Source organism: Streptomyces sp. WAC05292 (assembly GCF_003949955.1).
Classification (GTDB): Bacteria; Actinomycetota; Actinomycetes; order Streptomycetales; family Streptomycetaceae; genus Streptomyces; species Streptomyces globosus.
In genome coordinates this window covers 1-12146 of record NZ_RPSE01000167.1, presented here as the reverse complement: position 1 = coordinate 12146, position 12146 = coordinate 1, and the positions used below count along the sequence as shown (strand labels likewise).

10 protein-coding genes are annotated in these 12146 nt (G+C 74.0%); 5 read left to right on the top strand and 5 right to left on the bottom strand.

What is annotated here, in order from left to right; genetic code table 11:
- From EF903_RS18490 to eccE, 3 genes are all read right to left on the bottom strand, one after another.
- The coding region (locus EF903_RS18490) for an SCO5717 family growth-regulating ATPase (RefSeq protein WP_148142533.1) at nucleotides 1–227 on the bottom strand (227 nt) is incomplete at its 3' end.
- A 246-nt stretch (nucleotides 228–473) separates the two neighbouring features.
- Nucleotides 474–1184, bottom strand: coding sequence for a hypothetical protein (locus EF903_RS18485; protein ID WP_125544572.1), 711 nt, complete (start codon nucleotides 1182–1184; stop codon nucleotides 474–476).
- Entirely contained in the window at nucleotides 1181–2455 is a 1275-nt protein-coding gene (gene eccE, locus EF903_RS18480) for a type VII secretion protein EccE (protein WP_125544570.1), read from the bottom strand. Before eccE ends, EF903_RS18485 begins: the two co-directional genes overlap by 4 nt.
- A 259-nt stretch (nucleotides 2456–2714) precedes the next feature.
- Between eccE and eccB the strand changes: the two genes are divergently transcribed.
- The 4 genes from eccB (at nucleotide 2715) to EF903_RS18460 (ending at nucleotide 6460) form a co-directional block, all read left to right on the top strand.
- Nucleotides 2715–4283, top strand: a complete 1569-nt coding sequence (gene eccB, locus EF903_RS18475; protein WP_125544568.1) for a type VII secretion protein EccB — start codon at nucleotides 2715–2717, stop codon at nucleotides 4281–4283.
- Nucleotides 4284–4294: 11 nt separating this feature from the next.
- Nucleotides 4295–5551, top strand: coding sequence for a type VII secretion-associated serine protease mycosin (gene mycP / locus EF903_RS18470; RefSeq protein ID WP_125544566.1), 1257 nt, complete (start codon nucleotides 4295–4297; stop codon nucleotides 5549–5551).
- A 216-nt stretch (nucleotides 5552–5767) separates the two neighbouring features.
- Nucleotides 5768–6103: a WXG100 family type VII secretion target gene (locus tag EF903_RS18465; RefSeq protein WP_125544564.1), complete on the top strand. Its 336-nt coding sequence runs from the start codon at nucleotides 5768–5770 to the stop codon at nucleotides 6101–6103.
- 48 nt (nucleotides 6104–6151) lie between these two features.
- Nucleotides 6152–6460 carry a WXG100 family type VII secretion target gene (locus EF903_RS18460; protein WP_125544562.1) on the top strand — a complete coding sequence of 103 codons (309 nt, stop codon included), beginning with the start codon at nucleotides 6152–6154 and terminating at the stop codon, nucleotides 6458–6460.
- A 121-nt stretch (nucleotides 6461–6581) separates the two neighbouring features.
- Here the strand turns inward: EF903_RS18460 and EF903_RS18455 are convergent, their stop codons facing one another.
- Entirely contained in the window at nucleotides 6582–6827 is a 246-nt protein-coding gene (locus EF903_RS18455) for a DUF397 domain-containing protein (protein ID WP_125544560.1), read from the bottom strand.
- 186 nt (nucleotides 6828–7013) lie between these two features.
- On the bottom strand, nucleotides 7014–10979 hold the full coding sequence (eccCa, locus tag EF903_RS18450) for a type VII secretion protein EccCa (protein WP_125544558.1): 3966 nt from the start codon (nucleotides 10977–10979) through the stop codon (nucleotides 7014–7016).
- Between the two features lie 206 nt (nucleotides 10980–11185).
- Here eccCa and eccD point away from each other — a divergent pair.
- Nucleotides 11186–12146 (top strand): type VII secretion integral membrane protein EccD (gene eccD, locus EF903_RS18445; RefSeq protein WP_125544555.1); only part of this gene is annotated, 961 nt, incomplete at its 3' end.

Here is a 12146-nt window from a genome sequence, read left to right as displayed (position 1 = left end):
ATGCGCATCGTCGGGGGCGAGGCGAGCTCCGACGGCCGGTGCGGTTCGAAGCCGCTGCCCTCCGGCAGCGCGGGGACGGGCGAGGCCGGGGCCGCGCTCTGCGTGTACCAGGCGGGCGGCGTGTAGTCGATGGTGAACTCGCCCGTCACCTCGGGCTCCGCGTCGGACTGATCGTCCGTCGGGACGTCCCACGCCCCGCCGCGCCTCTCGTTCCGATCGCCGCTCACTCGTCCTCCTGGTCTGTCGAACACCGGTCCGGCGCCGCTCGGCGCCACGCCCACGCCCAGCCTAATCGGGCGCCGACGCCGGTGTCCGCCCCCGCCGGGCGACGCCCCCGCGGCCGGGGCGCCCCGCCCGCGCCGGCAGCCGCGTACCGTGCCCGCTCCTGCGGCGCGTCCTCCCGGCGGGGCCCCTTGAGCCCGTGTCACCCCGCCGTCCGTCCGGGGGCGGCGTACGCGGGCCCGGACGGGCCGTCAGTCGATGCGGCGGCAGGGCCCCAGGAGGGAGGACTCCTGCTCCGTGCCCTGCGTCATGACGAACTGCCGGTCCCGCGGCGTGCACCACAGCGTCACGCCGTCGCCCAGCGTCGGCAGCGACTCCACCGTCTGCCGGGGCAGCCCCATCAGGCGGCCGATCTGCTCCGCCTCGTCAGGGGAGACCCGCTGGACGCCGACGAGCGCCGAGTTCTGCAGCAGCCGCGGTGCCGTCGGGCTCAGGTACGGCAGCAGCGTCACCACGGACTGCCAGGGGCCCGCCACCACGCGCCCGCGCGGCGGCCGCATCCCGCAGTCGCGGATCACCAGCACCGGGCTCCCCGCGGAGGCACCCTGCGGCGGCACCCGGCCCACGTCGTGCAGCGTCACGCACTGCTGCCCGCCGCCGGCCGCCTGCGCCAGCCCCGCCCACACCTGGGCGCGGCCGGTCTCCACCGCGACGCGGGCCCCGGTGGCCGCGGCGCGCAGCGCGAGCACCTGGGCCGTCCACAGGCCGCCGATCAGCGTCACCTCGTACGGGGTGGGCCGGTTGATGCCGAGCACCGCGGGCCTGCCGTGGGCGTCGACGCCGATGACGACGCCGTCGTCGCCGACCGGCAGGGCCAGCGCGTCGAGGTCCGCCACCGGCACGGTGTGCCGTTCGCGGCGCGGGCCGATCAGCCCGAAGCCGCCCCTGGCCGTGCTCTTCATCGCGCGCCTCCCAGCGGCAGCGAGGCCAGCAGCCCCGGCACCTGTTCGCGGTCGAGCCGGACGAGGCCGGTGCGCACGCCGCGGGCGGTGCGCTCCAGCTCCCGGCGGGCGGCGACCAGTTCCTCGTCGCTGCGGCCCGTCACCCGTACGTGGCCGGTCAGGGTGACGCTCTGCCGCTCGCCGGGTGCCATCGTCAGGCTGAAGTTCGTCGCCAGCGCCTGCAGGGAGGTCAGCAGCGCCACGAACTGCGGCAGGGACGCCGTCCCCGAGCCGCCGAGCTGCGGCCAGCGGCCGATCCAGTAGGTGGTGTGGCGCCGGTCGTCGCAGCGCCAGGTGCGGGCCGTCTCCTCGGTGCGCCGGCCGGCGCTCGCCGAGCGGCCCGCCTGCGTGATCGCCCGCGGGTTGGCGCAGGAGGAGGTGGCAAGGGCCGCCGTCAGCTCCTGCTCGGTGAGCACGGTCGCCCGGAACCCGGCCCCCGCGAGCCGGCTCGCCAGCTGGTCGGCCGCGCGGACCACGCAGCGCTGCGCGCCGGCGAGCCCGCCGCCGCGGGCGGCGACCGCCTCGGGGCACAGTTCCGGGTCGAGCTTGAGCGCGATCCACGTGAGCCGTACCGCGGGGGTGCCCGTCCGGGCCTGGAGCGGTGCGTAGTTGCGGGTGGCGGTCGACTGCGCCGGCAGGTGCGGGGCGGGGGCGGGCTGGGTGTGCTGCACGAGCTGCGCCGACTCCAGCCGGATGCCGTCCACGTCGAGGACGTCCCGGACGAGCGCGAGCGGCAGCGGCCGCTCGCCGCGGTCGGGGCGCAGCGCGGTGGCGTCGGTGTCGACCTGGACGACGGCGGTCAGGAACGTCCCGTCGCCGACCATGCCGACGGGCCGCCGGTCGCGGTCGCTGAACGTCATGGTCCGCAGTGCCGGGTCGGCCTCGACGAGCGGGGCGAGGCCCGGCTCGGTGCCCGCGGGCACCGTGAACGCCGCGGCGCGCCGGCGCCGGGCGCGCAGGGCGAGCGCGCTGCCGATCCACTCGGGCAGGGAGCGCTGGTGGCGGCGTACGAGGGCCAGCACGGCCAGGACCAGGGCGAGGACGCCCGCGGGCACCAGCAGCAGGGGTTCGACGACCCAGGCCACCAGCAGCGCGGCAGCCGCCACTTGGAGCAGGACGAGCTGTTGCAATCGGAACGGGCCGAAACGCCCCGGGGTCGACTGCGGATACGGCGTCACCCCGCTGCGTGCGGGTGCCGGAGCGCCCGTCTGCGGCTGCGTCGCGGTGGCCATCAGTGGCCCACCTCCCCTTTCCGGGCCGAGACCCCCGTGAGTGCCGGAGCCGCGCGCTGCCCGCCGCATGCCTCCGGAACCTCCTCAATCCACCCCAACAGGCCCTGTTTACCCCGGTGCGGAAGGCGCTGAGCGGCTGCCTCACCCTACCCGGCCCCTGCGTGTCCTCGGTCAAGAGGCATAGTAGGTCCCCGGTCCGACCATCAAGGCCCGGGGACCGCAGTCGCCGACCGGGCCGTTCGGGGAGAAGCAGACGGTCATGGCATCACGGCGTGATGAACTCAACGCGTACACCTTTGCGAAGCGGCGGACGGTGGCCGCGTTCCTGCAGCCGTCCGCGACGGGCTCCGAGGAAGGCGCCCCCCGTCCGCTGCGGGCGGTCGTGCCCGGCCTGATCGCGGGAGCCGTCGTCCTCGCCGGGTTCGGCGCCTGGGGCATGTTCAAACCGCAGGCGCCGAAGGGCTGGGACGAGCCGGGTACGAAGGTCCTGGTCGGCAAGCAGTCCACGACCCGGTACGTGGTGCTGAAGACGAAGGTGAACGGCAAGGACCAGACCCGCCTGCACCCGGTGCTGAACCTGGCCTCGGCCCGACTCCTGCTCGACCCGCAGAAGTTCAAGGTCCTCCAGGTCGACGACAAGGTCCTGGACGCGGGCAGGCCGCCCCGCGGCCCGATCATCGGCATCCCCTACGCCCCCGACCGGCTCCCGTCGCCGAAGGACGCGGGCAAGGCCAAGCGGTGGGCGGTCTGCCAGGCGCCCGGCGGCAACGGCAAGAGCGTCCAGACGGCGACCTTCGTCCTCGCCGACCGCGAGGCCGGGATCACGGACGACGAGCGCCGGCTGACGGACACGCAGATGCTGTACGTGCAGAGCACCGGCGGGTCCAAGGAGCGCTACCTGGTCGACGCGGCGGGCACCAAGTACAAGTTCCCCGAGGGCACGGCCGACGCGGCCAAGATGACGAACGCCCTGGTCGGTACGACGGGAGGCAGCCCGCAACAGGTCTCCGAGCAGTGGCTGGCCACCCTGAACTCCGGTGACGACCTGGCCTTCCCGCAGCTGCCCGCCCCGGCCGGCACGAAGGCCGACGTACCGGGCCTCGGCACCGCCGACAACAAGGTCGGCATGGTGCTGCGGGCGCAGACCGGCTCCGGTGCGCAGCACTACGTCGTGCTGCCGGGGAAGGTGGCCCCCGTCTCCGACTTCACCGCGTGGCTGCTCATCTCGGCGCCCGCGACCGACACCCTGAACATGCACGGCAAGCCCCGCGAGGTCGACCTGCAGTCCCTGAACCCCGACCCGGGGGTCTTCAAGGGCGAGACCCGCTGGCCGCAGAAGAAGACCGGCCGGATCAACCAGGCGGGCTCCGGCCAGGGCGCCGCCCGCGACACCGTGTGCAACGTGCTGCGGTCGGTCGACGGCCAGGGCGGGCAGACGCTGAGCACCTGGGCCGGCACCGGCTTCCCCGTCGACATCACCGCCAGCGGCACCAGCGCCTACGTCACCCCCGGCTCGGGCCTGCTGTACACGCAGGTGCAGGGCAAGCAGACGACGGCGGGCGGCTCCACGTTCCTGGTCACCGACACCGGGCTGCGCTACGCCGTCCAGGCCAACGGCGACAGCGACGCCGAGAAATCCAAGATCGGCGCGGCGGACCCGCAGGCGCAGGGCGGCGCCGCGGAAGGACGCCCCGAGGCCAGCCAGGCGCAGATCCGGCTCGGCTACGGCGGCGTGGTGCCGGCGATGGTGCCCATCGCGTGGTCCGAGTTCCTCTCGAAGGGGCCCCGCCTGGACACCAACTCCGCCCGCCAGCCCCAGGGTTCGTGAGGAGGCCGCCCATGACCGCCCACCCGTACCGGCGCAGCGCCCGGCTCGCCCCCGCCCTCGCACTGGCCGGCCTGTGCTGCGCGGCGGGCCCCGCCGCGGCCGCCGACGCCCCGCCCCCCGCCGTGTCCGCACCCGTACTGGGTCTGGCCGGGGCGGGGGAGTGCACGTTCCCGATGAAGAAGCAGATCGCCGACCGGCCCTGGGCCCTGCAGCGGCTGCTGCTCGACGAGCTGTGGGCCCACACCAAGGGCAAGGACAAGGACGGCAGGCCGGTCCGGGTCGCCGTCATCGACACCGGCGTCGACCGGGTCAACCCGCAGCTCGCGGGGGCGCTCGACGTCGGCGCCGGCAAGGACTTCCTCGACCCCAAGGGTGACGGGACGGCCGACACCGTCGGCCACGGCACCAAGGTGGCCGGGCTGATCGCCGCCCGCCCGCAGGGCGGCACCGGCTTCGTCGGCCTCGCCCCCGAATCGGTCGTCATCCCGATCCGGCAGAACGACGGGCAGGGCAAGGGCAACGCCCTGTCCCTCGCGCAGGCCATCGACCACGCCGTCGCCAAGGGCGCGCACGTGGTCAACATCTCCCAGGACACCGACGCCGCCCTGGCCGCCGACTCCGAGCTGGCCAAGGCGGTACAGCGGGCCCTCGACGCGAAGGTCGTCGTCGTCGCCTCGGCCGGCAACGACGGCATGAGCGGCGAGAAGCGCAAGACCTACCCCGCGGCCTTCCCCGGCGTCCTCGCGGTCGCCTCCTCGGACCGCAACAACGAGCGCGCCGCGTTCTCCCAGCCCGGCGACTTCGTCGGCGTCGCCGCTCCGGGCGTCGACATGGTCTCCACCGTCCCCGGCTTCGGCCAGTGCATCGACAACGGAACGAGCTTCTCCGCACCGTACGTCGCGGGCGTGGCCGCGCTCCTGAAGGCCAAGCACCCGGACTGGACCCCGCAGGAGATCGTCTGGCAGATCCAGGGCACGGCCGAACGGACCGTCAAGGGTCGTGACGACTACGTCGGTTGGGGTGTGGTCGACCCGGTGCGCGCCCTGACCCAGGACCACGAGCGCCCCAAGGCGCCCGTACCGGATCCGGGGCCCCCGCCGGCGGCCGCGCCGCAGGCCGCGGCACTGCACCTGACGGAGACGGCGCAGGAGCGCCAGGAGCGCCTCGGCACGTACGCTCTGGGCATCGGCGCGGTGCTGGTCGCCGTGACCGCGGCGACGGCGACCGTCGTGCGCGACGCCCGCAGGCGCCGGCGCCGTTTGCAGTGAACGGTCACAGTTCATCGACAGAAGCAGGCCACCGGTGTTGGGGCTGTGACATGAACTGGCTAGAGTGACACCAGGCTTCACGACTGTGATCGGGGGATCGCGTGAGGCGGAGGGGGATTCCCGGGGCGCGCGGCTCGTATCCGCGCCCGGCTCCCCTGCTCCGCCGCCGCGCAGTCCGCCGGTTCTGCCGGCGAATTGAGAAGTGAGGAGCTTCGGATGAGCAACAATTTCGGTCTTGCAGACGATCCGATCGTCCAGGCGAAGAACAAGATCCAGACGACGGCCACCGCCGTCACCAAGCAGGCCCGTGAACTGGCCGACATCCTCGCCACGGTGAGCGCCGGCTGGACCGGTGTCGGTGCGTCCGGGTTCGTCTCCGCCCAGACGGTCGTCAACGAGGACCACGACGAGATCCGCCGCCTCCTCGGCATCCTGCACAACGCGGTCGCCCAGACCAAGAACCTCAGCAACGCGCAGGACGACGACGTGCGCGCCGCGTTCAAGGCCGTCCAGGCGTCCGCCGGCAACACTTCGGGCCTCAACGGCGTCTGACCGCCTCGTCGTCCCCACCAGCTCAAGCCCACCGCGAAGGAGAACACCATGGCGTCCAACGACGGGGCAACCCGGGTACGGTACGAGAGCGTCCAGGAGATGGCCAACCGCATCCGGACCGTCTCCAAGAACATCGTCGACGACCTGGCGGAGATGGACCAGGCCCTCAAGGTCGTCACCGACACCTGGGACGGTGAGGCCCACAAGGAGTACGTCACGCTCCAGGGCAAGTACAAGCAGAAGGCCGACCACATGAAGGACCAGCTGGAGAAGGTCGCCCAGCTGATCGAGCGCGGCAAGGGCGACTACCGCGCCACCGACGTGAAGGCCTCGCGCCTGTTCACCGAGGCCTACTGAGCCTCCTGAGCCGCCCGGCCCGCTCGCGGGCCACCCGGCTCCCGATCACACGGAAGGGGCGCGCCCGCTGCGGGCGCGCCCCTTCCGCGCGTGCCGGCGGCACCGGCCTTCCCGGCTGGTGTCAGTGCGGCCCCCGGTCGAGGTCGAACTCCCCGTCCCGGGCGCCGAGTACGAAGGCCTCCCACTCGGCCGCGGTGTAGCGCAGCACGGTGTCCCGGTCGAGGGAGGACCGCATCGCCACCGCGCCCTCGGGGAGCCGGGCGATCTCGACCCGCTCCTCGTCCGGGCTGGTCCCGGGCGGCCCCTCCCACTCGACGCCGCTGATGTCGAGCGCGTACAGCTCGTCCTTCTCCTGCTGGGTGCCCATTGCGCGGCCTTTCCGTCGGCTCCTCGGCCATCTTCCGCTGCCGATTATCGGTGCCCGCGGCGGCCCCCGGGACCCTTTCCGGCCGATCTTCCCCCGCCGAGGCCGCGACGCCGGGGCGACGCCGGGGCCGCGACGCGCCGGAGCCGGGCCCCGCAGGTGCGGAACCCGGCCCCGGCACACGCGGCGCTACGCCTCCGGCATCCGCCCCAGCTGCACCAGCGAGGTGCCGCGCCTGCGGGAGGAGAAGTACGCCCGGCCCGGCGGCATCGGCCGCGGCCGCACGTTCCCGACCAGGTCGCCCTCGGACGGGTCGCCCGACAGGACGACGCCCTGCGCGCCCAGCTCCTTGATGCGCTGCATGAACGGCTCGTACAGCGAGCGGGAGGCGCCCGCCGAGTTCCGCGCGATGATGAAGCGCACACCCGTGTCGCGGGCGAAGGGCAGGTAGTCCACGAGCGGGGCGAGCGGGTTGCCCTGGCTGGTGGCCACGAGGTCGAAGTCGTCGATGATGATGAACACGTCGGGCCCGGTCCACCAGCTGCGGTCCCGCAGCTGCTGCGGGGTGACGTCGTCCGGCGGCTGCCGCCGCGAGAACACCCCGGCCAGCGCCTCCATGTGCATCTGGAGGGAGCCCGCCATCGGCGCGTACTCCAGCAGGTGCTCCTCCGGCAGCGCCCCCAGCAGGGTGCGCCGGTAGTCGCCGACGACGAGCCGCGCCTGGTCCGGGGTGTACCGCTGGGCGATCTGCTGCGCGATGAGCCGCAGCAGGTTCGTCTTGCCCGACTCGCTCTCGCCGAAGACGAGGAGGAACGGGTCGGTCTCGAAGTCGACGAACACCGGCTCCAGGGCCGTCTCGTCGATGCCGATCGCGACCCCGCGCCCGGGGAACTCCGCGCCGCCCGGCAGCTGGTCCGCGTGCAGCAGCCGCGGCAGCAGCCGCACGCCCGGCGCGGCCTGGCCGGCCCAGTGCTGCTTGACCGCGGAGACGAAGGCCGCCGTGGCGTCCGAGAGGGTCTCCGGGTCGTGCGAGCCGTCGATCCGCGGCAGCGCGGCCAGGAAGTGCAGCTTCTCCGGGACCTGGCCGCGCCCCGGCATCCCCGTCGGCACGTTCGCGGCGACCTTGCGGTCGAACTCGGAGTCCATGACGTCGCCGAGCCGCAGCTCCAGCCGGCCCAGCATCTGGTCCTTCAGCGCGGCCCGCACCTCCATGTAGCGGGCCGCGGTGATCACGACGTGGATGCCGTAGCCCAGGCCGCGCGAGGCGATGTCCGTGACCACCTGCTCCAGGCCCTCGTACTCCCCGCGGAAGCCGCCCCAGCCGTCGATGACGAGGAAGACGTCACCCCACGGCTCGCCGGGCAGCTCGCCCGCGGCCCGCTTGCGCCGGTAGGTGCCGATCGAGTCGATGCCGTGCGCGCGGAAGAACTCCTCCCGGCGGTTGAGGATCCCGCCGACCTCGGCGACCGTGCGGCGCACCCGCTCCGGGTCCAGGCGCGAGGCGATCCCGCCGACGTGCGGCAGCTCCGCCACCGCCGACATGCCGCCGCCGCCGAAGTCGAGGCCGTAGAACTGCACCTCGCGCGGCGTGTGCGTCAGCGCGAACGAGGAGATGAGCGTCCGCATCAGGGTCGACTTGCCCGACTGCGGGCCGCCGACGACCATCATGTGGCCCGCCGCACCCGAGAAGTCCCGGTACAGCACCTCGCGCCGCTGCTCGAACGGCTTGTCGATCAGGCCGAGCGGCACGACGAGTCCGCCGGGCCGCGTGTACCCGTCCGCGTGCAGGCCCCGCTCCGCCGACGGCGCGAGCGCCGGCAGCAGCTGGTCCAGCGGCGGGGCCTGGTCGAGCGGCGGCAGCCACACCTGGTGGGCCGGCACGCCCTGCCCCTCCAGCCGGCTCACGATCACGTCCAGCACCGTGTCGGCGAGGGCGTCGTCCTCCCGCTCCGGCTGCTCCGCCAGGTACGCCGGGTCCGGCGCCGCGTACACCACCGGCACCGGGGCCGCCGTGAACAGCGCGGGCCGCCGCTCCACCGGGAACCGGCCCACCGACAGGTCGGGCCCGCCCGAGCGGTAGGTGCCCGAGACGTACGCCGCCTTGAACCGCACCATCTCGTCGGTGCCGAACTTCAGGTAGCCCGAACCGGGCACCGACGGCAGGTGGTAGGCGTCCGGCACGCCGATCGCCGTGCGCGACTCCGCCGCCGAGAAGGTGCGCAGGCCGATGCGGTACGACAGGTACGTGTCCAGCCCGCGCAGCTTGCCCTCCTCCAGGCGCTGCGAGGCCAGCAGCAGGTGCACGCCCAGCGAACGGCCGATGCGGCCGATCTGGATGAACATGTCGATGAAGTCCGGCTTCGCCGTCAGCAGCTCGCTGAACTCGTCGATGACCAGCACCAGCGAGGCCAGCGGCTCCAGCGGGGCGCCCGCCGCGCGCGCCTTCTCGTAGTCGTGGATGTTGGCGTAGTTGCCGGCCGCGCGCAGCAGCTCCTGGCGGCGCTGCAGCTCGCCGCGGATCGAGTCGCCCATGCGGTCGACGAGGGTCAGGTCGTCCGCCAGGTTGGTGATGACCGCCGCCACGTGCGGCATCTGGCCCATGCCGGTGAACGTGGCACCGCCCTTGAAGTCCGCGAGGACGAAGTTCAGCGTCTCCGACGTGTGCGTGACCGCCAGGCCCAGCACCAGCGTGCGCAGCAGCTCCGACTTGCCGGAACCGGTCGCGCCGACGCACAGGCCGTGCGGGCCCATGCCCTCCTGCGCGGCCTCCTTCAGGTCCAGCATGACGGGCGCGCCGTCCTCGCCGACGCCGATCGGCACGCGCAGCCGCTCGCCGGCCGACCGCGGCCGCCAGGTCCGCGCCACGTCGATGGAGGCGGCGTCGCCCAGGTTCAGCAGGTCGGTGAAGTCCAGGTTCGCCAGCAGCGGTTCGTCGTCGTCCCCGCCGCCCGTGCGCATCGGGGCCAGCTGCCGGGCCAGCGCCTCCGCCGCCGGCAGCGACAGGGTGTCGGGGACGCCCTCGTAGGCGATGCCGCCGCCCGACTCCAGCCGGAGCCTGCCCGGCCGGACCACCACCGACAGCCCGCCGCGCGGCTCGTCCAGCTCGCCCGCGACGACCTCGACGATGGTGACGCCCTGGAGGCCCTCGGGCGCGGCGAACGCGGAGTCCGGCGGGACGAGCCCGCCGCGGGAGTCGGCGTCGAGGACGATGACCAGGTGCGGCTGGTCCAGTACGGGGGAGACGTCCCGGCTGAACCGCGGCCGGCCCTCCAGCCGCGGCGCCAGCAGCTGCTCGACCTCGGTGATGTCGTCGCCGAACAGCCGCTTGCTGCCCGCCCCGTCGACCTGACCGGGGACCTGGGTGTGCGGCAGCCACTTCACCCAGTCCCACGCCTCGACGGCGCCCGGCGCGGCCACCACGGCCACCACCATGTCGTCCGGGGAGTGCAGCGTCGCCAGCTGCGCCACCATCGCCCGCGCCGTGCTGCGCGCCGACTCGGGCTCGCCGGACACCGTCACGTGGTAGAACGCCCGCATCGAGACCGCCACCGGCAGCCCGTCCAGCGAGGAGTGCACCTTCAGGAAGCGCTGCATCGCGCCCGCCGTCAGCGGCTCCAGCTCGTCCACCGGCGCCGTCTCCGGGGCGATCAGCGGCGTCGCCAGGCGCTGCGCGCCCAGCCCCAGCCGGGCCTGCGCGAAGTCCTCGTCGCCGACGCGCCGCTCCCACAGCCGCGAGCCCTCGGCGACCACCGACCACAACTGCTCGGGCGCCGGGTGCAGGTAGAGCTGCGCGTCGCGCTGCAGCCGCCCGGTGCGCCGCACCTGACGGCGCGTCTGCGCCAGGTACTTCAGGTAGTCGCGCCGGACATCGGCCATTTGCCCCTGCGTACCGCGCCGGTGGCGCACCAGCTGGGCCACCACCATGGCCACCGTCGACACCAGCATCAGCACGCCCATGATGCGCATGAACGGCGCGGCGCCCGGCATGAAGAAGAAGACGACGGACGAGCCCATGCCGAGCATCGGCAGGAGCTGCATCAGCATGCCCTCCTGCTGCCCCCGGGGGAGCTCCGGCGGAGCCTCCAGCCTCAGCTCGTCCGAGGGGACTTCGGGCGGCAGGGACCGCGGCGGGCGTTTGACGACGATCTGACTCACCGGAGCATCAATCCCTCGAAAACGGACGGGACGCTGCTGCCGGCGCCCCAAGTCCCGGGCACGAAGGGGCTCTCCCCCGCGCGACGGTGATCCTACTTGCCGACTGTCGTACGCACTCCCGGTAGGGTGGCCCGCGCAGTATGCGCATCCGCGAATCCGAGAGGGCAGCGGATCGCTCCCGCTCCGCCAACCAGGGGGTCCCACAGGTGAGTACGGCCGCAACGACGGGCTTCTGCAGGGTCACCGTCGTGGCTCCCGACAGCCGCATCGACGTCGCCCTCCCCGAGGACATAGCCGTCGCCGACGTCTACCCGGAGCTGCTGCGCCTCACCGGCCAGACGCAGCCCGTCGGCGCCCCCACCGGCTTCCACCTCGTCCGCCGCGACGGCACCGTCCTCGACGGCGCCCGCACCCTCGCCGCCCAGCAGGTCCTCGACGGCGAGGTGCTGAGCCTGCGCCCCTTCGCCGAGTCGCTGCCGCCCGCCGTCTTCGACGACGTCTCCGACGCCGTCGCCTCGGCCGTCGTGCGCGACCGCCACCGCTGGCACGACGACATGCTGCGCGGCGCGGGCCTCGCCGGCGCCGCCGTCCTGCTCGTCCTGCTCGGCTTCGTCCTCTGGTACGCCGACCCGGTCCGCCACGACATGCACGGCCTGCCCGGCATCATCGCCGGCGCCGCCGGACTCCTGCTGACCGCCGCCGCCGGCGTCCGCGCCCGGGTCTACGGCGACCGCGGCTCCGCCGTCGCCCTCGGCCTCGGCGCCCTGCCGCACCTGCTGATCGCCGGCTCCGGCATCATCGCCCCCGCCGCCGGCCAGGGCCCCGGGCGCCTGCAGTTCCTGCTCGGCTGCGTCTGCGTCCTCGTCGCCTCCGTCGCCCTGGTCGCCCTCACGCCCAACGGCGACGCCCCCTTCGTCGCGGCGACCTTCCTCGCCGCCACCGGGACCCTCGCCACCTTCGCCGCCATCCTCGCCGAAGCCTCGGCCACCGCCACCGCCGCCGTCTGCGCGCCCGTCGCCATCGGACTCGTCGCCTTCCTGCCCGGCCTCTCCGCCCGCTTCGCCCGCCTGCCCGTGGGCTACGCCGCCCCGCAGAGCGCCGTCGAGGACTACGAGAGCCCCGACCGCCACGACACCGAGCCGTACGGCGACCCCGCCGGCCCCGAGC

Bases quoted from the DNA above. Each gene is read 5' to 3' on its own strand.
- EF903_RS18485 (WP_125544572.1), bottom strand. From the start codon at position 1,184: ATGAAGAGCACGGCCAGGGGCGGCTTCGGGCTGATCGGCCCGCGCCGC.
- eccE (WP_125544570.1), bottom strand. From the start codon at position 2,455: ATGGCCACCGCGACGCAGCCGCAGACGGGCGCTCCGGCACCCGCACGC.
- eccB (WP_125544568.1), top strand. From the start codon at position 2,715: ATGGCATCACGGCGTGATGAACTCAACGCGTACACCTTTGCGAAGCGG.
- mycP (WP_125544566.1), top strand. From the start codon at position 4,295: ATGACCGCCCACCCGTACCGGCGCAGCGCCCGGCTCGCCCCCGCCCTC.
- EF903_RS18465 (WP_125544564.1), top strand. From the start codon at position 5,768: ATGAGCAACAATTTCGGTCTTGCAGACGATCCGATCGTCCAGGCGAAG.
- EF903_RS18460 (WP_125544562.1), top strand. From the start codon at position 6,152: ATGGCGTCCAACGACGGGGCAACCCGGGTACGGTACGAGAGCGTCCAG.
- EF903_RS18455 (WP_125544560.1), bottom strand. From the start codon at position 6,827: ATGGGCACCCAGCAGGAGAAGGACGAGCTGTACGCGCTCGACATCAGC.